Source organism: Bacteroides sp. AM44-19 (genome assembly GCF_003603395.1).
GTDB classification, from domain to species: domain Bacteria; phylum Bacteroidota; class Bacteroidia; order Bacteroidales; family Bacteroidaceae; genus Bacteroides; species Bacteroides uniformis.
On the sequence record NZ_QTNB01000001.1, the window covers coordinates 432,610 to 452,935 of the forward strand.

Genomic DNA, 20,326 nt, shown 5'->3' on the forward strand with positions numbered 1-20,326 from the left:
AATTTGATTTTAGCGATTTGCCTGTTGCTGCCATTGTTCTGTGGATGTAGCTCAGATGATTCTTCAGAAATGAATGAACATCCCACTATCAATGACATTCAATTCACTGAACAAGGTTCCAAGCGTGAAGTACTATATGCTATTGATGGTAGCAAAGGCTTGACATTGGATGAATCAATCCGTTCGCAAATCAGTATTGCAGCCAATAAGACTATTTCCGGTGACGGATTCACCTTTTCAGAAGAATTTGATACTGATAATCTATCGTCACTTCCCGATTACTCCACCGTAAAGCAATGGAGTGACAAGGCTGTGGCCAAAGCAAAAACTTCTTATTGGGTACGCTATCAGCTTCCTTCACAAGTTGCCATGTTCAAACTTCGCATCGCATACGTTGATGGGATAAATGTAGGAGTGGAGCATAATGCAGCCCAAAAAATTGTGATAGAAAACAAAAATGCGAATGTATCCGCCCAAGGACAAAATTACGTGACAGAATACGAAATGCCACATCTGATGGAGGGCAATACCTACGTGGAGCATGAAGTTACGGCCGGTGGCAACAAGGTGCTTAACTATGCAATGGAATGGAACGACCACATGAAACATTCTCGCTGGGTGGCCTATAGCTACGATGCCATTACGGGGGTGAAAAATGTAACCAGAAGTGATGACGCCTGGGCAGTAGACCCATTGCTGCCGGAGAGTATGAGGGTTGACAATAGCTGGCATACCAATGACGGATTCGACCGAGGACACCTCTGTGCTTCCGATGACCGTTCTTTTTCTACAGAAGCCAATAAGCAGACTTTCTACTTCAGCAACATGAGTCCACAACTCAACTCATTCAATGGCGGTTACTGGGTTACCTTCGAGCAGTTACTCAATTCATGGGTGCGCAAGGACAATGCCTTTGGAAGTGTGTACGATAAAATCTATGTGGCAAAAGGTGGAACGCTCGACAAGCTATTGATAGATTATAAGGGAACCAAGGCAGGAGGAGATGGAGTGATGCCCGCTACTGACTCAAAGGGTTTCACATCAAAAGGATTGCCTGTTCCACAATATTACTTCATTGCCGTATTGGCTCATCGTGCCAATCAGCCCGTTGACATAGCTACATCCTATCAGACCATAGGTTTTTGGGTGGAACATCGTGATGACTACGGCTATACTTTTGAACATCCGCTGAATAGGGATGACACCAAAGCAAATGCCATCAGCATTGATGAACTTGAAAGCAAGACTGGCATAGACTTCTTCTGCAATCTTCCCGATTATATTGAGGATGAAGTGGAGAGTAGCTATAATCTCACCGATTGGGCCTGGTAGTATCATGTGCTACGAATGAATATTCGTGAATCTGAACATGAATAATGGTATATTACACACTCCCTGAGTGACGAGTAGATAATAAGAAGAGAGAGGGAGGTTTGCCTTATGGCTGACCTCCCTCTCTCCTATTTGTTCTTTGAAATACTCAAATCAGTCATTCATCAACTTTCTATAACGTACACGGGTGGGTTCTTCTTTCCCAAGGCGCTTCTGTTTATTTTCCTCATATTCTGAATAAGAACCTTCAAAGAAGAACACATTGGAATCTCCTTCGAAAGCGAGGATGTGCGTACAGATACGGTCGAGGAACCAACGGTCGTGGCTGATAACCACGGCACATCCGGCAAAGTCCTCCAAACCTTCTTCGAGGGCGCGGAGCGTGTTCACGTCGATGTCGTTGGTAGGCTCGTCCAGCAGAAGCACATTACCCTCTTCCTTCAGGCAGAGCGCCAGGTGCAGGCGGTTGCGTTCACCACCGGAAAGCACTCCGCAGAGCTTTTCCTGGTCGGCACCGGAGAAGTTGAAACGGGACAGATAGGCGCGCGCATTGATGTCGCGTCCACCCATGCGAATCAGGTCGTTTCCACCGGAAATGACTTGATATACACTCTTGTTAGGGTCGATGTCCTTATGCTGCTGGTCCACGTAGGCCACCTTTACGGTTTCCCCTACCTCGAACTCGCCCTTGTCTGCCTTTTCCAGTCCCATGATAAGGCGGAAAAGCGTGGTCTTACCGGCACCGTTGGGGCCGATGATACCCACGATGCCGTTGGGTGGAAGCATGAAGTTGAGGTCGTCGAACAGCAGTTTGTCGCCGAACGCCTTTGCCACCTGCTTGGCTTCAATCACCTTGTTGCCCAGACGGGGGCCGTTCGGGATAAAGATTTCCAGCTTCTCTTCCTTCTCTTTCACGTCCTCGTTCAGTAATTTGTCGTAGGAGTTCAGACGGGCTTTCCCCTTTGCCTGACGAGCTTTGGGAGCCATACGTACCCATTCCAGCTCGCGTTCCAGTGTCTTGCGGCGCTTGCTGGCTGTCTTTTCTTCCTGCTCCATGCGCTTAGTTTTCTGTTCCAGCCAACTGGAGTAGTTCCCCTTCCAGGGGATGCCCTCGCCACGGTCCAGTTCAAGAATCCAGCCTGCCACATGGTCAAGGAAATAACGGTCGTGCGTCACGGCAATCACCGTACCCTCGTACTGCTGCAAGTGTTGTTCCAGCCAGTCGATAGATTCGGCATCAAGGTGGTTAGTGGGCTCGTCGAGGAGAAGCACATCGGGCTTCTGCAACAATAGGCGGCAAAGGGCCACACGGCGGCGCTCACCACCGGAAAGATGTTCTACGGACTGGTCTTCGGGCGGACAACGGAGGGCATCCATGGCACGCTCCAGCTTGCTGTCGAGGTTCCAGGCATCGGTCGCGTCGATGATGTCCTGCAATTCGGCCTGACGGGAGAAGAGCTTGTCCATCTTGTCCTGGTCCTCATAATATTCGGGCAAGCCGAACTTCTGGTTGATTTCCTCGTATTCTGCCAGCGCGTCCACAATGGGCTGCACGCCTTCCATTACAATTTCCTTCACGGTCTTGGTGGGGTCGAGGTACGGTTCCTGAGCCAGATATCCCACAGAATATCCCGGCGAGAACACCACTTCGCCCTGATAGGACTTATCCAATCCGGCGATAATCTTCAGCAGGGTCGATTTACCCGAACCGTTCAGACCGATGATACCGATTTTTGCCCCGTAGAAGAACGAGAGGTAAATGTTCTTCAGTACCTGCTTGTTGTTCTGCTGAATGGTTTTATTCAGCCCAACCATAGAAAAGATAATCTTTTTATCGTCTACTGTTGCCATGTATTTAATGATTAATGTTCAGTGATAATGATTAATATCAAGGATTAATGGGGACAAAGATAAGAAAAAAGATGATATTATTTTGCAATTTTCAAAAAAGTATCTATCTTTGCATCCGCTTAACAGCAATGAAGGATTGAATCGCTAGCTCAGCAGGTAGAGCACAACACTTTTAATGTTGGGGTCTTGGGTTCGAGCCCCAAGCGGTTCACATAGAAACAAAGTCAGAAGGCGACAAAAAGAAAAAAGTCCTACAATATCAATGTATTGTGGGACTTTTTTTATGTTTCCATCTTACCTGAAAGTCCCAAAAGGGTACGAAAAGAAAAGTTGGACATCCAAACAGTGGTACAATTGGTACAGTGGGTACAGCGCCTCTTCTGCTTCACACACATGTGCTTATGTACATTACTTCATAACGCGTACATTATCTATATACATGCGTGTGTGAGATAGAAGAGACGCTGTACCCACTGTACCCATAAACCTCACCTTTACGCCGCTCAAGTTCACCTTTACACGGCCCAACCTCACCTTTGCTTATGTCACTTCACCTCTTCCAGATAAAGCACACGGCTCGAATAGTCGTTCTGCTTGTGATAGTCCACCTTATGGTTGTAGGGAATCTCCAGCCCGTTTGCCATGAGGTAGGCACCACTGAAACTCTTTCCTTCGTAGTTCAAGGGAACATTATCTATACGGTTCAGCTCATGTACCCGGTATTGCTTGTCGGCACAGAGCCCTGCCATCTTCACACGCGGCAGGTGCTGGTTACAGAAATGTTCCGTCTTCCACCAATAGAAGACTGCCTTGTCCTTCTCCGGAGCCACGTACATCAGAGAAGCCACACCTTGCTTGTCATAAGGAGAGAGCAGGCGGTAAATGTCTCCCAACTGTACTACGGGACGAATGGTCTTGTACTCGGCAATGGCATTCTTGCAAAGAGCCTTTTCTTCTTCCGTCATATTTTTGGGCTGGATTTCCATACCCAAACGACCACTCATGGCAACGTCTATCCGATATTTCAGAGGGATGGTGCGGAACGTCTGATGATTGGGGGCAGCACTGATATGCGATGCCATAGCGATGGCGGGGAAGAAATAGGAAGTTCCCCACTGCATATAGACACGTTGCAGGGCATCGGTATTGTCGCTTACCCAGAACTCGTCGAAGTAAGGCAGCACTCCGTAGTTGGCACGACCGCCGCCACTGGCACATGCCTGGATGGTAAGGTCGGGATATTTGGCACGGATGCGCTGGCAGATTTTCTCGAAGCCGCGGTGGAATTCGATGTACATGTGGCTCTGATTATCCTTCGTCAGATATTGCGAACCGTGGTTCTGGACAGACATATTGGCGTCCCACTTGATGTAATCTATTTCAGGATAAGAGGTCATCAGGTTGTCTACCACACCGAAAACGAAGTCCTGCACGGCAGGATTGGCAAGGTCAAGCACTACCTGCGTGCCGCCGCGTCCCAACACAACGTCACGTTCGGAAGCCTTAAGTACCCAGTCGGGATGCTTCTCGTAGAGTTCGCTGGTAGTGTTCGCCATCTCCGGCTCAATCCAGATGCCAAACTTGACGCCATGTTTCTTGGCATCACTCAGCAAGCCTCCAATGCCGTTCGGAAGCTTGTTCTTGTCCACCACCCAGTCGCCGAGTGATGAGCTGTCGTTCTTACGGGGATACTTGTCGCCAAACCAGCCATCGTCCATCACGAACAACTCGCCACCCATGGAGGCAATGTCCGCCATCATTTGATCCATACCTTGCTGGTTGATGTCAAAGTACACGCCTTCCCAACTATTCAAAAGAATCTTGCGGGGGGTAGTGCCGTGCGCCAGTTTGTGCAGGCGTGCCCAGCGATGGAAGTTACGGCTGCCGCCACTCAAGCCTTCATTACTATAAGTCAGGGCAAGTTCGGGAGTGCGGAAAAGCTCGTCCTTATTCAAGGAATAAGTAGAGTTCTCTTCGTTGATTCCGGCAAAGAAATGGTGGTATTCATCATCGTGTGTCTCAATGCGGAGTTTGTAGTTGCCGCTGTAACAGAGGGCTGCACCAATCACGTTGCCCGTGTTCTCCTGCGGACGACCGTCGAGGGAGAACATCACTTCGGCATGGTCAGTATGGGAATTGCGCACACCGTCCTTATTCTTGATAACCTTCATGCCCGGAGTGAGAGGTTCCTGCGTCAAAACCCCTTCATTGGCCCAGGAACCGGAGAGATGGGACAGCCATACATCGCCGCGGCGGATGGGCAGATAGCCGGAGGCAAACTGATTGAGCACCACCGGCTTCTTCTCCTGATGGGAGATTTCAGTCCAGGATTCTATCACGTCGGCATCCTGCCAGGCACGGTAACAGACGTTGACGAAGAAGGGATACACCTTATCCTTCAGTGCCACGACAGTCGTCACGGCATTCCCTTCCTTTTCGGTAGTCACGTTCAATACTTCGAGCTGGAGGGTCATGTTACCGTCGGCATGCTTCACAGCGAGGGCCGTCTCCACGGGAGCATTCAATCCATATTCGGGATAGGCTGCATGGTTCGCTTCTGCCGCAGAGATATTCTGCAAGTCGGCTTCAGAAAGTCTGTTACCATAATACAAGTGTCTCAGTGTACCGCCTTCAGGAACCGAAAGCACCAAAGAGGTTTTCGGAGTGGATACACATACGTTTTGAGCCAACAAACTGCCGGTCAGCAGCAGTGCTCCAAAGAGAAAATTTGTTCGTTTCTTGAAATTCATGCTTTTCTTGTTTAGATTCTATATTCATTTAGCTGTGAGCAAACGTAGGCGTTTCCCCGAAGATAAAATAGTATCATTTTATCATATCCTTATACAAATTCTATTTCCGGCTGACAATTGTCCCCGTGGCTTGGTTGGCAGGCATCACCAGCACTTCCGCAATCTGGATATGCTCGGGGACGGCAGCGGCGAAATAGACCACTTCGGCTATATCGTCGCCGGTCAGCGGGCGTATACCTTTATATACATTATCGGCCGCCTCCCGGTTACCACGGAAACGGACGACGGAGAAATTGGTTTCCACCAACCCCGGCTTGATATTCGTTACGCGTATCGGGGTATCCACCAGGTCGATGCGGAGTCCGTCGGAAAGGGCCTTGACGGCAGCCTTGCAGGCACAGTACACACTGCCTCCCGGATAAGCGTAATCTCCGGCAATGGACCCCATATTGATAACGTGACCACGGCCTCGCTCCACCATACCGGGAACCACGAGGCGGGTCATGGCAAGCAAGGCTTTCACGTTAGTGTCGATGACAATGTCCCATTCATCCAGGTTACCTTCATGTTCCTTGTCCACCCCAATGACGAGTCCGGCATTGTTCACCAGTATGTCTACCGCCTTCCATTCCTCCGGAAGGGATTCGAGGGCGGCACGGGCAGCCTGCCGGTCGCGGACATCGAAAGGAAGCAGATACACATCGGCTCCATATTTCTCCAACAATTCTTTCTTTACAGCATTCAGTTTCTCCACATTACGGCCATTGAGTATAAGCCGGTAACCGTTCATGGCAAATTTACGCGCGCAGCCTTCCCCTATTCCCGAGGAGGCTCCGGTGATGAGTACAATCTTCTTTTCCATCATGTTATTAAGTTTTAATATCAATACTGCCAACAAAGGTATTACTTATTATTTTAACTTCATAGGAATAATGAATTTTAGAGTAAGGCGAAAAATCCCGATAAATTATGTAACTTTGCACCCGCTTTTTGAAAGCCCGAGAAACTGTTTTGATTTTATTTCAGCTTTCTTCTGAGATTTGTTTAATTCGTTTGGATAAAGTAAAAGACGCTTATGCAAAAGTCCGATTGCATCATCGGTGTGGAGCACGTATCGAAATTTTTCGGAGATAAGGCCGTGCTGAATGATGTGAATTTGTCTGTCCGTAAGGGCGAGTTTGTAACAATACTGGGACCGTCCGGCTGCGGAAAGACAACACTGTTGCGCCTCATTGCAGGCTTTCAGACAGCCTCGGAAGGAGTGATAACCATTGCCGGAAAGGACATCACGCAGACACCGCCGCACAAGCGTCCGGTGAACACCGTGTTCCAGAAGTACGCCCTCTTCCCCCACCTCAACGTGTTCAACAACATTGCTTTCGGGTTGAAGCTGAAGAAGCTGCCCGGTGCCACCATCGAGAAGAAGGTAAAGCAAGCCCTGCGCATGGTGGGCATGACGGACTATGAAGACCGCGACGTAGACTCCCTCTCCGGCGGGCAACAACAGCGCGTAGCCATTGCCCGAGCTATCGTCAACGAACCCGAAGTGCTGCTACTGGACGAACCCCTTGCCGCCCTGGACCTAAAAATGCGCAAGGACATGCAGATGGAGCTAAAGGAGATGCACCAGAAGCTGGGCATCACCTTCGTATATGTGACCCACGACCAGGAAGAGGCACTGACCTTGAGCGATACCATCGTCGTGATGAGCGAAGGACGCATCCAGCAAATAGGCGTGCCGACGGACATCTACAACGAACCCATCAACTCCTTCGTAGCAGACTTCATTGGTGAAAGCAACATCTTGAACGGAGTTATGATAAAGGATAAAGCCGTCACCTTCTGCGGACACGAATTTGAATGCGTGGACACGGGATTTGGCGAGCAGATGCAGGTAGACGTAGTGATTCGCCCCGAAGACATCTACATCTTCGACGTATCCGACGCCGCACAGCTGACGGGCACCGTAACCAGCTGCATCTTCAAGGGTGTGCACTACGAAATGCTGGTGCAGACGCGCGAAGGCTACGAGCTGATGGTGCAGGACTACCATGCCTTCGAGGCAGGACGCGAAGTCGGTCTGCTGGTGAAGCCCTTCGACATCCATGTGATGAAGAAGGAACGCACCTGCAACACCTTCGAAGGAAAGCTGGTGGACGAGACACATGTAGAGTTCCTAGGCTGCAACTTCGAGTGCCTGCCCGTGCAAGGCATCGAACCGGGCAGTAGCGTACAAGTGGAAGTGGACTTCCAGTACGTCATCCTCGAGGACAACGAAGAGGACGGCCGACTGACGGGTGAAGTGAAATTCATACTCTACAAAGGAAACCATTACCACCTGACCGTGTTTACGGACTGGGACGAAGATATCTTTGTCGACACCAACGACGTGTGGGACGACGGCGACCGTGTAGGTATCACCATCGCCCCTCAAAATATACGGATTGTTCAATCTCTTAATAAGGAAGGAAGTGCTCAATAAGTTATCCCATTTCTTTATGCGCCGGCGCAACTGGACGGTACCCTACGCGCTGTTTCTGCTTGTATTTGTCATAGTACCGCTACTGCTCATCGTGCTCTACGCCTTTACGGACGACGGAGGAGCGTTTACGCTGGCCAACTTCCGCAAGTTCATGATGCACCCCGAAGCGATGAACACGTTTGTCTACTCCATCGGAATAGCCGTTATCACCACGCTGGTCTGCCTGCTGCTGGGCTATCCGGCAGCGTATATCCTGAGCCAGAAGCAATTCAACACCTCACGCACCATGGTGGTGCTGTTCATCCTCCCCATGTGGGTGAATATCTTGATACGTACGCTTGCCACAGTGGCGCTGTTCGACTTCCTGAACCTGCCGCTAGGCGAAGGTGCCCTTGTGTTCGGTATGGTCTACAACTTCCTGCCGTTCATGATATACCCCATTTACAACACCCTTCAGAAGATGGACCACAATCTGATTGAGGCTGCGCAGGACTTGGGAGCCTCTCCTACCCGCGTATTCGGCAAGGTGATTCTGCCGCTCTCCATGCCGGGAGTGATGAGCGGCATAGTGATGGTGTTTATGCCTACGGTTTCTACCTTTGCCATTGCCGAGTTGCTGACAATGAACAACATCAAACTGTTCGGCACCACGGTGCAAGAGAATATTTACAACGGAATGTGGAACTACGGTGCCGCCCTCTCGCTCATCATGCTGCTGCTGATAGGCATCACCATCCTCTTTACCAACGAGGAGGACGGGGCATCGAATGAAAGCGGAGGTGTGATATGATGACACGAATCTTAACCCGCGGCTACTTGTGGCTGCTGCTGGCGTTGCTCTACTCGCCCATCTTAATTATTATGATATTCTCCTTCACGGAGGCAAAGGTGCTGGGCAACTGGACGGGATTCTCCACCAAGCTGTACAGCTCCTTGTTTACGGGCGGGATGCACCACTCGCTGATAAATGCCATCTGGAACACATTCGCCATTGCCCTGCTTGCCGCCACCGCCAGTACGGCGCTGGGCAGCATTGCAGCCATCGGCATCTTCAATCTGCGCTCGCGCACACGGCAGGTAATGAACTTCGCCAATGCCATCCCGATGATGAATGCAGACATTATCACCGGTGTGTCGCTGTTCCTGCTGTTCGTCAGCTTCGGCATATCGCAAGGATTCACCACAGTGGTACTGGCACACATCACTTTCTGCACGCCCTACGTGGTGCTCAGCGTAATGCCCCGGCTCAAAAAGATGAACCAGAATGTCTACGAGGCGGCACTCGACCTGGGCGCCACACCGTTCCAAGCACTGCGCAAGGTTATTCTTCCGGAGATATTTCCGGGTATGATAAGCGGATTCATCCTTGCTTTCACGCTCTCCATCGACGACTTTGCCGTGACCATCTTCACCATCGGCAACCAGGGGCTGGAAACGCTCTCCACCTACATCTACGCCGATGCGCGCAAAGGTGGACTGACGCCGGAACTGCGGCCACTCTCCACCATCATCTTCGTGACAGTGCTGGTGCTGCTGATTGTAATCAACAAGCGGGCCGAACGGACGAAAAACGATTGATGTGAGTGATGAGTTATAAGTTATCAATTGTCAAGAACAAGATGATGAAAAGGATAATAAACATACTGATTCTACTGTGCTGTATCGCATCCCTCTCTTCTTGTGGAAACTCCACAGAAGAGCGCAGCCGTGTACTGAAGATATACAACTGGGCGGACTACATCGATGAAGATGTGCTTGCCGAATTTCCCGACTGGTACAAGCAGCAGACGGGCGAAGACCTCCGTATCATCTACCAGGTGTTCGATATCAACGAAATCATGCTCACCAAAATTGAGCGCGGGCACGAGGACTTCGACGTCGTATGCCCCTCGGAGTACATCATCGAACGTATGCTTCGCAAAGACCTCCTGCTACCCATCGACCGCAACTTCGGCCACACGCCGGACTACATCCCCAACGTGTCGCCCTACATTCGCCACGAGCTGAACAAGACCTCGCAACCGGAACGCCAGACCGAGGACTATGCCGTACCCTACATGTGGGGCACCGCTGGCATCCTCTTCAACAAAAAGTTTATTACCGCCGAAGAGGCCGGCACATGGGACATCCTCTGGGACTCCAAAAACCGAGGCAAAATACTGATGAAGGACAGCTACCGCGATGCCTACGGTACCGCCATCATCTACGCCCACGCCCGGGAGCTGGCCGACAGCACCGTCACCGTAGAGCAACTGATGAACGACAACTCCCCGCAGGCCATCGCTCTGGCCGAGCAACGCCTCAAGGAGATGAAACCCAACATCGCCGGCTGGGAAGCCGACTTCGGCAAGGAAATGATGACCAAGAACAAGGCGTGGATTAACTTCACCTGGAGCGGCGATGCCGTCTGGGCCATCGAGGAGGCCGATGCCGTGGGTGTGGAACTGGACTACACCGTCCCCCGCGAAGGTAGCAACATCTGGTACGACGGCTGGGTAATCCCCCGCTACGCCCGCAACGTGAAGGCGGCAAGCTATTTCATCAACTACCTCTGCCAGCCTTCCGTGGCACTGCGCAACATGGATGCTATCGGCTACGTCAGCGCCGTAGCCACACCGGAAATCATGGAGGCCAAGACCGATACCACGCTCGACGTGCACTCCGACCTCAGCTACTTCTTCGGCCCCCTGCCCGGAGCCGACAGCCTGCAGATAGACCCGGTCCAGTACCCTGACCGCTGTGTAGTGGAACGCTGCGCCATGATACGCGACTTCGGCGACCGCACGGAACTGGTGCTCGAGATGTGGAGCCGCGTGAAAGGTGACAATCTCAACACAGGCATCGTGCTGCTCATCTTCGCCGTTTTCGGTCTGCTCTTCATCTGGCTGGTATATGCCAAGATACGAAAGTACAAGCAGAAACGCCGCCACCGTCTCCGCAGAAAGCGGAAAAGGGGATGAACAACACATTGTTTACCTAAAAACCCGTCAACGTGCAAGGAACAAAGAATCTGACACAAGGCCCCATCAACCGCCAGCTTTTCACGCTGGCAATGCCCATCATGGCCACCTCGTTCATCCAGATGGCCTACAGCCTGACGGACATGGCATGGGTAGGGCGTCTGGGCAGTGAGTCCGTGGCTGCAGTAGGTGCGGTAGGCATACTGACGTGGATGTCCGGCTCCATCGCCTTGCTCAATAAAGTGGGCGCCGAAGTCAGCGTAGGCCAGTCCATCGGTGCACGCAGCGAAGAGGATGCACGCAGCTTTGCTTCGCACAACATTACGATTGCCCTGCTCATCTCCGTCTGCTGGGGAGGTCTGCTCTTCCTTTTCGCCCGCCCCATTCTGAACATCTTCGAGCTGAAACAGCATATCACGGACGCCGCCGTGACTTATCTGCGCATCGTGTCGACGGGACTGCCGTTTGTCTTTCTCTCCGCTGCCTTCACGGGCATCTACAACGCGGCAGGACGAAGCAAGATTCCGTTCTACATCAGCGGAACGGGACTGATTATGAATATCCTCCTCGACCCTCTGTTCATCTTCGGCTTCGGTTGGGGAACAGTGGGCGCGGCACTTGCCACATGGCTTTCCGAAGCTACAGTATTCGGCATCTTCGTCTACAAGCTCCGGGAGAAAAGCGCCGTGCTCGGAGGTTTCTCCTTTATCGTTCCGTTGAAAAAGAAGTACACCCGGCGCATCTTCAAGCTCGGGCTGCCCGTGGCTACGCTGAACACGCTATTTGCCTTCGTCAATATGTTCCTCTCGCGCACCGCCTCGGAGCAGGGAGGACACATCGGACTGATGGCATTCACCACCGGTGGACAAATCGAGGCCATTACCTGGAATACTTCGCAAGGATTCTCCACGGGGCTGAGTACGTTCATCGCCCAGAACTATGCCGCGGGGCAGAAGTCGCGCGTGAAGCAAGCATGGCGCACCACCATGTGGATGACGGGCGTATTCGGAAGCCTCTGCTCACTACTGTTCATCTTCTTCGGCAGCGAGGTGTTCTCTATCTTCGTACCCGAGGCCGAAGCCTACCGTGTGGGCGGAGATTTCCTCCGCATCGACGGCTATTCGCAAATGTTCATGATGATGGAAATTACCATGCAGGGCGTGTTCTACGGACTGGGACGGACAGTGCCGCCTGCCATTGTCAGCATCGGATGCAATTACATGCGTATTCCGGTGGCGTTATTGCTGGTGCACATGGGTATGGGAGTGGATGCCATCTGGTGGGCAGTAAGTGGAACGACCGTTGCCAAAGGTCTTATACTGACAGCCTGGTTCGTCCTCATCAAAAGGAAAATTCTCTAAAAAAGGACAGAACTGGCGAACTTTAGAAAGAAGAATATGGTTATTATATACATAAATTTGCAACATTAAAGATAAAGTCAACTTTTAAAGAAAAAGAGTTATGAAGAAGATGAAATTTACAGTATTACTTTTGTGCGGCGCATTGCTGCTGGGCAGTTGCGGCACAATGAACAACAAGGCCAAAGGTGGAATAATCGGCGGTGGCTCCGGTGCAGCAGCAGGTGCCATTATCGGCGGACTGATAGGTAAAGGCAAGGGGGCAGCCATTGGAGCTGCGGTAGGTGCTGCAGTAGGTACGGGTGCCGGCGTTGCCATCGGACACAAGATGGACAAGAAGGCTGCCGAAGCTGCCAAGATTGAAGGCGCCCAAGTGGAGCAGGTGACGGATGCAAACGGCTTGCCGGCTGTCAAAGTATCCTTTGCGGCAGGTATTCTTTTCGGCTTCAACTCCGCAGCACTGAGCAACGAGGCAAAGGCTTCCCTGCGCGAACTCGCACAGATTCTGAAGGAAGACCCGACAACCGATATCGCCATCATCGGCCATACCGACAAAGTGGGTACTTACGAAGCCAACATGAAAGTTTCCAAGAACCGCGCCTATGCCGTAGAGAACTATTTGCAGGATTGCGGCGTATCTCCGGCCCAGTTCAAGAAAGTGGAAGGCGTGGGATACAACGAATACGACGAAAGTCTGTCTGCCGACCAGAACCGACGCGTAGAGGTATATATGTATGCCAGCGAACAGATGATTAAGAATGCGGAGGCGAATAATTAATGTGCTAATGTGATTAATGTGCCAATTAGCACATTGGCACATTGATCACATTGGCATATTAGCACATTAATCACACTGGCACTCTCTCCATGAAACTCCCGAAGCCTTTGCGGTTCCTCCGCAACATCATATTATTCTTCTTTATTTCCACTATCCTAGCGGTAGTGGCTTATCGTTTTGTACCCGTCTACATCACGCCACTGATGGTTATTCGCAGCGTGCAACAGGTCTTTAAGGGTGAAAGTCCATGCTGGCACCACACTTGGGTATCTTCCGACAAGATATCCCCTCACCTGCCTATGGCCGTCATTGCCTCGGAAGACAACCGGTTTGCCACACACAACGGATTCGATTTCATCGAGATACAAAAAGCGATAAAGGAGAATGAAACAAGAAAACGGAAACGGGGCGCAAGCACCATCAGCCAGCAGACGGCAAAGAATGTATTCCTATGGCCCCAGTCTTCCTGGGTACGTAAAGGACTGGAAGTCTACTTCACCGTACTAATAGAGTTCTTCTGGTCCAAAGAACGTATCATGGAGGTCTATCTCAACTCCATCGAAATGGGGAAAGGCATCTATGGTGCACAAGCTGCCGCCAAATACAAGTTCAAGACCACCGCCGCCAAGCTCTCTGCCGGACAGTGCGCACTAATAGCGGCAACATTGCCCAACCCCATACGCTTCGACTCAGCACACCCCTCCCCTTACATAAAGAAAAGGCAAGGACAGATTCTACGATTGATGAAACTGGTACCCAAATTCCAGCTAAATGAGAAGCGGACAAAAGAATAAGAAGAGGATGTATCAAAACAGTTAATAGCACACAGATGACACATCCTCCTTTAATTTTTAATTCTTAATTTTTAATTAATACGCGTGTCCTCCCTCTTCCATCTCCTTCGCATCAATCTTGCGATTGTCGATGCTGCGCCAAGCGTAGAAGATGTAGGCAAGAACGAAAGGAACAAGGATAGAGACATAAGCCATAACCTTCAGTGTGAACTGGCTCGAGCAACTGTTTGCCAACGTGAGTGAGCTTTGCAGGTCGTGGGTAGAAGGATAATAGGCCGTATTGTTATAGCCTGCCACAAGCAGCAGTGCCAATACCGTAAGCACCGTCCCTGCACCGGCAAACCAGATACCCTTGTCGAATGCCGGCTTCCACAGCGTGCGGATAATGCCCCAGAGCACAGCCACCACACCAACCAGGAATACAAGCAGCACTACCGGCATCTGCAGGAAGTTCGTCAGATACTTGTAGGGCTCCATGAACACCTCTCCCGTTTCCGGGCGTACAGCATAGCCGTCGGCAAGCAGCGTGCGGATGACGAAGGCCAGGAAGAATACCAGGAACAACGCCGTATTTCCCCAGAGTGCCCGGCGGCAGCGTTTCACCAAATCATCCTCATTGATATTATTAATAAAATAAAGCGCTCCCAAGATACGTGCCAGAAAGAACACAGCCAGCCCCAGCACCACATTCCACGGATTAAGCAGCGCATCCAACCCATGCCAGCCGTTAGCCCATTGGCTGATAACCGGCATTGCCGCATCTGCGATATTCCCTTTATTGATATAGAAGTTAGACCCCGTGAAGAACGTAGCAACCGCCCCACCCAGCAATACCGGACCTACTACTCCGTTTATCACCAGGAATGTGCGATACGTTGTCTTGCCCAGCAGATTTCCCGCCTTGGACTGAAACTCGTAGCTGACAGCCTGCAACACAAAGCTGAACAGAATAATCATCCACAGCCAATAGGCTCCTCCGAAACTCGTACTATAGAACAACGGAAACGAAGCAAAGAACGCGCCTCCAAACGTGACGAGCGTTGTAAACGTGAACTCCCACTTCCGTCCCGTAGAATTAATCATCATCTTCTTCTGCTCCTCCGTCTTCCCCAGACAGAACAGAAGCGAATTACCTCCCTGCACGAACAGCAGGAATACCAGCAGTGCTCCCAGCAAGGAGACTACAAACCACCAATAGTGTTGAAGAAATATATAAGCATTCATTGTGAGTTATGAGTTATAAGTTATGAGTTATGTGACGGTGTGTGCGTTTCGGTTTCCGGACCTTTGCGAATGGCCTTCAGCATAATTCCCACCTCAGCAATCAGCATGACAGTGAAAAGTACCAGGAAGATAAAGAACGTGGTCTGCACGGAGCCTACATCCAGCTTAGAGATGGCGGCACTCGTGGGCAGCATATCTTGGATGGCCCACGGCTGGCGACCACACTCGGCAACCACCCATCCGGCTTGTCCAGCCAGATAGCCCAGCGGAATGGTGAGCATAGCCACCCAATGCATCCATGACATCCGCGACAAGTCTTTCTTATAGGCCAGGAACAGCACCACAATAAAGAAGAGGATGAAGTATCCACCCAACATCACCATCACACGGAACATGTAGAACGTAAGGGGCACATTGGGCACCAGCTCGTTCACGTCCTTGATATAACCGTAACCGAAATAGGCTACATTATCTTTCAACACTTTGGCAGCCACCTCTGCATCCGCCTCATTGCCCGCAGCCTTGGCTGCACGATAGGCGGCAAACGCACCGATGGCCGTTTTTCCTTTTTCTATTTTCTCTTCTGCCGAAAGCGCTACGGTACCGTCCCTCAACGGATATCCGCCTTTCAGCAGGTCATTGATGCCGGGAACAAAAGCATCCATCTTGCGCTCGGCAAGCAGCGACAGCATCTTCGGAATTTCCACACGGAAAAGGAATGGGTCTACTCCGTCCTGCGGTGTCTGCTTGGCAGGATTCAGCAGCCCGAACGCTACCAATCCGGCACCTTGCCGCCCTTCATAATAGCCTTCCATAGCAGCCAGCTTCATCGGCTGCTTTTGCGCCACCTGATAGCCCGAGCCATCACCCGTCCAGGCAGAGAGCACAGCGGCACACAGACCTACCCATGCGGCAATCTTTACACTTGCCAGCGCAAATTTCTTCTCGCGCTTCTTCCACAGATACCAGCAGCTTACGCCTACTACAAACACGGCAGCCAGCACCCAGCCGGACAGCACGCTATGGAAGAACTTATTGACAGCCATCGGCGAAGTTGCCACAGCCCAGAAGTCCACCATCTCGTTGCGTGCCGTATCGGGATTGAACTCCATACCTACGGGATTCTGCATCCACGCATTGGCAACCAGAATCCACCAGGCAGAAATCGTGGCGCCCAACCCCGTGAGCCAAGTAGATGCCAGGTGGAAACGCTTGCTCACCTTATCCCAGCCGAAGAACATGACGGCGATAAACGTTGCTTCCATAAAGAAAGCCAAAATACCCTCGATGGCAAGCGGCGCACCGAAGATGTCGCCCACAAACCAACTGTAATTACTCCAATTCGTACCGAATTCAAATTCCAGAATAATACCGGTTGCTACACCAATAGCAAAGTTGATACCGAAAATCTTCATCCAGAATTTGGCAGTACGTTTCCAAAATTCGTCACCCGTACGGTAGTACGCTGTCTCCATGATGCCCATAATTACCGCCAGTCCAAGTGTCAGCGGCACAAAAATCCAGTGATAGATGGCGGTCAAGGCAAATTGGGCTCTCGACCAGTCAATCAGGGAAGTGTCAATGTGTCCAAGCATAAGAATCAAGTTATGAGTTATGAGTTATAAGTTATGAGTTATTAAGTTTTTAAGTTATCGGGTAAGAACAGAGAGACACGGAGAATTTATAAGGGCAAGGAAATAAACTCTGTGTCTCCGTGTTTAGTCGCCCAGACTCCGATGGATAAGCTCATTACTGACATAGCCTTCCTTGTCATCGCCCACCACGGGGGTATTCAGAAACCGTGGGAAGAAGAAAAGGCGGAGAATGAAGAACATGATGAATAACTTCACAAGAATGATAAGCCACAAAGTACGCCCTAACGTCATACTTCGAAAACCTTCCAAATAAAAACGCCAAATGTTTACCGCAGTCTGTTTCATGCCGATAAAATTATAATGATTACAAATATAAAATACTTTTATATAAAGAACAAATAAAAAGGTGAAAAGTTGAACAGAAAAAAGACTTCTCCCATTCATCGGTACAAAAAAGATTTTAGGCGAGGAAAATTTCCCCAACGTCTATCACTTTTGCAATCCTTTCTCCACCCTACTACATTTGCAAATGTAAAACCATAGAATAACGAAGATATGACGAACGTAAAAAGATTGACAGTGATAGCGCTATGTATGGCAAGCTGTATGGGAGTGGCCGCCCAAAACGGCACTTCCACGCAGATACCCGGCAGTTCCGAGCAGCCAGCCGACAGCCTGCCCGCCCAATGGGACTTGCAAGCGTGCATCGACTATGCCTTGCAGCAAAACATCACCATCCGCAAGAACCGCCTCAGTGCGGAAAGTGCCCAGGTAGATGTAAAGACCGCCCGAGCCGCTCTCTTCCCCAGCCTTTCGGCCAGTGTGAGCCAGCGTGTCGTGAATCGCCCGAAGAGCGAGACAAACACCATCATCGACGGCGACAACATCACCAGCAGCCAGAGCAAGACTTCCTATAACGGCAGCTACGGCATCGATGCCAACTGGACCCTCTACAACGGCGGGAAACGCCTCAACACCATCAAACAACAGCAACTGAACAACCGCATTGCCGAACTTAGCGTAGCACAGAGCGAGAACAGCATCGAAGAAAGTATCGCACAAACCTACGTACAGATACTCTACGCCGCCGAAGCCGTGAAAGTGAACGAATCGACCCTGGAAGTGAGCCAGGCCGAATGCGAACGCGCCCGCCAACTTCTCGAAGCAGGAAGCATAGCCAAAAGCGACCTGGCACAACTGGAAGCGCAAGTGAGTACCGACAAGTACCAGCTGGTGACAGCACAAGCCACCCTGCAAGACTACAAACTACAACTGAAACAACTCCTGGAACTGGACGGCGAATCCGAGATGAACCTCTACATCCCCACACTCGGCACGGAAAACGTACTGGCACCCCTGCCCACCAAAACGGACGTTTACCGTTCTGCCCTCGTGCTCCGTCCGGAAATAGAAGCCGGCAAACTGAATATACAGACATCCGACCTCGACATCAAAATTGCCCGCGCTGGCTATCTGCCTACGCTGAGCCTCAGCGCCGGCATCGGAACCAGCCATGCCAACGGCAATGACTTCACCTTCAGCGAGCAAGTCAAACAGAACTGGAACAACTCGCTGGGCTTCACCGTAAGCGTGCCTATCTTCAGCAACCGGCAGACCAAGAGTGCCGTAGAGAAAGCCAAGATTCAGAAGCAGACCAGCGAACTGGACCTGCTGGACGACCAAAAAACGCTGTACAAGACCATCGAAACCCTCTGGCTCGATGCCAACAGCGCCCAGCAGCGCTACGCCGCCGCCACAGAGAAACTGAAAAGTACGCAGACCAGCTATGAACTGATTCAAGAGCAGTTCAACCTGGGCATGAAGAATACCGTAGAACTGCTGACTGAGAAAAGCAATCTGCTCAGCGCACAGCAGGAGACACTGCAAGCCAAATACATGGCCATACTGAATATGCAGCTACTGAAGTTTTATCAAGGAGAAAAAATCGAATTATAATACCTTATATATATATGAACAAAAAAAGAATCATCCTCATTGCCGTAGCTGCCGTAATCATAGTGGGCGGCGGCGTATGGCTCTTCGGTGGTGCCAAGGCCAAGCACAAGGTGACCTACGCCACAGCAACCATCCATAAAGGCGAGATTTCCGAATCCGTAACCGCCACGGGGACCATCGAACCGGTGACGGAAGTGGAAGTGGGTACCCAGGTGAGCGGTATCATCGACAAGATTCATGTAGACTACAATTCCGTAGTAACCAAAGGCCAACTCATTGCCGAGATGGACCGCGTGACACTGCAAAGCGAACTCGCTTCGCAACGCGCCGCCTACAACGGTGCAAAGGCCGAATACGAGTACCAGAAAAAACTCTACGAGCGCAACAAGACGCTGAACGAAAAGCAGCTCATCGCCGCCACGGACTATGAGCAGTCCGTCTATAACTACGAGAAGGCCAAGAGCAACTACGAAAGCAGCCAGGCATCACTGGCAAAGGCTGAACGCAACCTCTCCTACGCCACCATCACCTCTCCCATCGACGGTGTGGTCATCAGCCGCGACGTGGAAGCAGGACAGACCGTGGCTTCCGGCTTCGAGACACCGACACTGTTCACCATCGCTGCCGACCTGACGCAGATGCAGGTTGTGGCCGACGTGGACGAAGCGGACATAGGCGGTGTGGAAGAGGGACAGCGCGCCACGTTTACCGTAGACGCCTACCCGAATGACGTGTTCGAAGGAGTGGTCACACAAATTCGTCTGGGAGATGCCAGCTCAAGTAGCACGTCGAGCACCAGCACCAGCACGGTTGTGACCTACGAAGTAGTCATCTCCGCCCACAACCCGGACCTGAAACTGAAACCACGCCTGACAGCCAACGTCACCATCTTCACCCTCGACCGCAAAGACGTACTGTGCGCTCCTGCCCGTGCCCTGCGCTTCAACCCCGAAAAACCGCTTATCGGCGACAATGATATCGTGAAGGATTGCGAAGGGGAACATAAACTCTGGACCCGCGAAGGCAACACCTTTACCGCCCATCCGGTGAAGATAGGTATCTCCAACGGAGTCAACACGGAAATTATCAGCGGCATTAACGAAGGTACCGTAGTGGTGACCGAAGCCACCATCGGCAGCATGCCCGGTAGCGGCGCTCCGGCCATGAGCCAGGAAGCTCCCGGCGGCGAGAAGAGTCCGTTCATGCCTGGCCCTCCGGGAAGTAAGAAGAAGAGCGGAAAATAATA

General features: G+C 51.2%; 16 protein-coding genes and 1 tRNA gene. 11 read left to right on the forward strand and 6 right to left on the reverse strand.

Going from position 1 to position 20,326, the window contains the following annotated elements:
• Window positions 1–3: 3 nt before the first annotated feature.
• Window positions 4–1,332: a DNA/RNA non-specific endonuclease gene (locus DW947_RS02015; RefSeq protein WP_016273503.1), complete on the forward strand. Its 1,329-nt coding sequence runs from the start codon at window positions 4–6 to the stop codon at window positions 1,330–1,332.
• Window positions 1,333–1,485: 153 nt separating this feature from the next.
• Here the strand turns inward: DW947_RS02015 and ettA are convergent, their stop codons facing one another.
• Window positions 1,486–3,183, reverse strand: a complete 1,698-nt coding sequence (ettA, locus tag DW947_RS02020) for an energy-dependent translational throttle protein EttA (RefSeq protein ID WP_016273502.1) — start codon at window positions 3,181–3,183, stop codon at window positions 1,486–1,488.
• 138 nt (window positions 3,184–3,321) lie between these two features.
• On the opposite strand from ettA, the gene DW947_RS02025 reads away from it, so the two are divergent.
• A tRNA-Lys gene (locus DW947_RS02025) sits at window positions 3,322–3,394 on the forward strand.
• A 334-nt stretch (window positions 3,395–3,728) separates the two neighbouring features.
• On the opposite strand, the gene DW947_RS02030 is transcribed toward DW947_RS02025, so the two are convergent.
• Complete coding sequence (locus tag DW947_RS02030; RefSeq protein ID WP_119958432.1) at window positions 3,729–5,933, reverse strand: alpha-galactosidase; 2,205 nt, start codon at window positions 5,931–5,933, stop codon at window positions 3,729–3,731.
• 100 nt (window positions 5,934–6,033) lie between these two features.
• Window positions 6,034–6,795, reverse strand: a complete 762-nt coding sequence (locus DW947_RS02035; protein WP_005836294.1) for an SDR family oxidoreductase — start codon at window positions 6,793–6,795, stop codon at window positions 6,034–6,036.
• Window positions 6,796–7,008: 213 nt separating this feature from the next.
• On the opposite strand from DW947_RS02035, the gene potA reads away from it, so the two are divergent.
• The 7 genes from potA to mtgA all read left to right on the forward strand — a co-directional run bounded on the left by potA (window position 7,009) and on the right by mtgA (window position 14,305).
• Window positions 7,009–8,415: a polyamine ABC transporter ATP-binding protein gene (gene potA / locus DW947_RS02040; protein WP_016273499.1), complete on the forward strand. Its 1,407-nt coding sequence runs from the start codon at window positions 7,009–7,011 to the stop codon at window positions 8,413–8,415.
• 16 nt (window positions 8,416–8,431) lie between these two features.
• Window positions 8,432–9,205 carry an ABC transporter permease gene (locus tag DW947_RS02045; RefSeq protein ID WP_005828083.1) on the forward strand — a complete coding sequence of 258 codons (774 nt, stop codon included), beginning with the start codon at window positions 8,432–8,434 and terminating at the stop codon, window positions 9,203–9,205.
• Complete coding sequence (locus tag DW947_RS02050; RefSeq protein ID WP_008663130.1) at window positions 9,202–9,993, forward strand: ABC transporter permease; 792 nt, start codon at window positions 9,202–9,204, stop codon at window positions 9,991–9,993. Before DW947_RS02045 ends, DW947_RS02050 begins: the two co-directional genes overlap by 4 nt.
• Before the next feature lie 44 nt (window positions 9,994–10,037).
• Entirely contained in the window at window positions 10,038–11,375 is a 1,338-nt protein-coding gene (locus DW947_RS02055) for an ABC transporter substrate-binding protein (RefSeq protein ID WP_172685028.1), read from the forward strand.
• Window positions 11,376–11,407: 32 nt separating this feature from the next.
• Complete coding sequence (locus DW947_RS02060) at window positions 11,408–12,736, forward strand: MATE family efflux transporter (RefSeq protein ID WP_118930848.1); 1,329 nt, start codon at window positions 11,408–11,410, stop codon at window positions 12,734–12,736.
• 100 nt (window positions 12,737–12,836) lie between these two features.
• The gene (locus tag DW947_RS02065; protein WP_035448184.1) at window positions 12,837–13,511 is read left to right on the forward strand and encodes an OmpA family protein; all 675 of its coding nucleotides are present in this window, start codon (window positions 12,837–12,839) and stop codon (window positions 13,509–13,511) included.
• 89 nt (window positions 13,512–13,600) lie between these two features.
• A complete protein-coding gene (gene mtgA / locus DW947_RS02070; protein WP_005828075.1) occupies window positions 13,601–14,305 on the forward strand; it encodes a monofunctional biosynthetic peptidoglycan transglycosylase in 705 nt (234 codons plus the stop codon).
• A gap of 75 nt (window positions 14,306–14,380) precedes the next feature.
• Here the strand turns inward: mtgA and DW947_RS02075 are convergent, their stop codons facing one another.
• From DW947_RS02075 to DW947_RS02085, 3 genes are all read right to left on the reverse strand, one after another.
• Window positions 14,381–15,529 (reverse strand): cytochrome d ubiquinol oxidase subunit II, encoded by a 1,149-nt coding sequence (locus tag DW947_RS02075; RefSeq protein ID WP_005828073.1) that lies wholly within the window; start codon window positions 15,527–15,529, stop codon window positions 14,381–14,383.
• Between the two features lie 20 nt (window positions 15,530–15,549).
• Window positions 15,550–17,124: a cytochrome ubiquinol oxidase subunit I gene (locus tag DW947_RS02080; protein WP_118930859.1), complete on the reverse strand. Its 1,575-nt coding sequence runs from the start codon at window positions 17,122–17,124 to the stop codon at window positions 15,550–15,552.
• A 123-nt stretch (window positions 17,125–17,247) separates the two neighbouring features.
• Window positions 17,248–17,469 carry a DUF4492 domain-containing protein gene (locus DW947_RS02085; RefSeq protein WP_005836288.1) on the reverse strand — a complete coding sequence of 74 codons (222 nt, stop codon included), beginning with the start codon at window positions 17,467–17,469 and terminating at the stop codon, window positions 17,248–17,250.
• Window positions 17,470–17,679: 210 nt separating this feature from the next.
• On the opposite strand from DW947_RS02085, the gene DW947_RS02090 reads away from it, so the two are divergent.
• Together DW947_RS02090 and DW947_RS02095 are read left to right on the forward strand one after the other, a co-directional pair.
• Window positions 17,680–19,080, forward strand: a complete 1,401-nt coding sequence (locus DW947_RS02090; RefSeq protein WP_057088295.1) for a TolC family protein — start codon at window positions 17,680–17,682, stop codon at window positions 19,078–19,080.
• Window positions 19,081–19,094: 14 nt separating this feature from the next.
• A complete protein-coding gene (locus tag DW947_RS02095; protein WP_117866122.1) occupies window positions 19,095–20,324 on the forward strand; it encodes an efflux RND transporter periplasmic adaptor subunit in 1,230 nt (409 codons plus the stop codon).
• The last annotated feature ends 2 nt before the right edge of the window (window positions 20,325–20,326 follow it).

Coding starts and splice junctions, on each gene's coding strand:
- ettA (WP_016273502.1), bottom strand. CDS start 3,183: ATGGCAACAGTAGACGATAAAAAGATTATCTTTTCTATGGTTGGGCTG.
- DW947_RS02030 (WP_119958432.1), bottom strand. CDS start 5,933: ATGAATTTCAAGAAACGAACAAATTTTCTCTTTGGAGCACTGCTGCTG.
- DW947_RS02035 (WP_005836294.1), bottom strand. CDS start 6,795: ATGGAAAAGAAGATTGTACTCATCACCGGAGCCTCCTCGGGAATAGGG.
- potA (WP_016273499.1), top strand. CDS start 7,009: ATGCAAAAGTCCGATTGCATCATCGGTGTGGAGCACGTATCGAAATTT.
- DW947_RS02045 (WP_005828083.1), top strand. CDS start 8,432: ATGCGCCGGCGCAACTGGACGGTACCCTACGCGCTGTTTCTGCTTGTA.
- DW947_RS02050 (WP_008663130.1), top strand. CDS start 9,202: ATGATGACACGAATCTTAACCCGCGGCTACTTGTGGCTGCTGCTGGCG.
- DW947_RS02055 (WP_172685028.1), top strand. CDS start 10,038: ATGAAAAGGATAATAAACATACTGATTCTACTGTGCTGTATCGCATCC.
- DW947_RS02065 (WP_035448184.1), top strand. CDS start 12,837: ATGAAGAAGATGAAATTTACAGTATTACTTTTGTGCGGCGCATTGCTG.
- mtgA (WP_005828075.1), top strand. CDS start 13,601: ATGAAACTCCCGAAGCCTTTGCGGTTCCTCCGCAACATCATATTATTC.
- DW947_RS02075 (WP_005828073.1), bottom strand. CDS start 15,529: ATGAATGCTTATATATTTCTTCAACACTATTGGTGGTTTGTAGTCTCC.
- DW947_RS02080 (WP_118930859.1), bottom strand. CDS start 17,124: ATGCTTGGACACATTGACACTTCCCTGATTGACTGGTCGAGAGCCCAA.
- DW947_RS02085 (WP_005836288.1), bottom strand. CDS start 17,469: ATGAAACAGACTGCGGTAAACATTTGGCGTTTTTATTTGGAAGGTTTT.
- DW947_RS02090 (WP_057088295.1), top strand. CDS start 17,680: ATGACGAACGTAAAAAGATTGACAGTGATAGCGCTATGTATGGCAAGC.
- DW947_RS02095 (WP_117866122.1), top strand. CDS start 19,095: ATGAACAAAAAAAGAATCATCCTCATTGCCGTAGCTGCCGTAATCATA.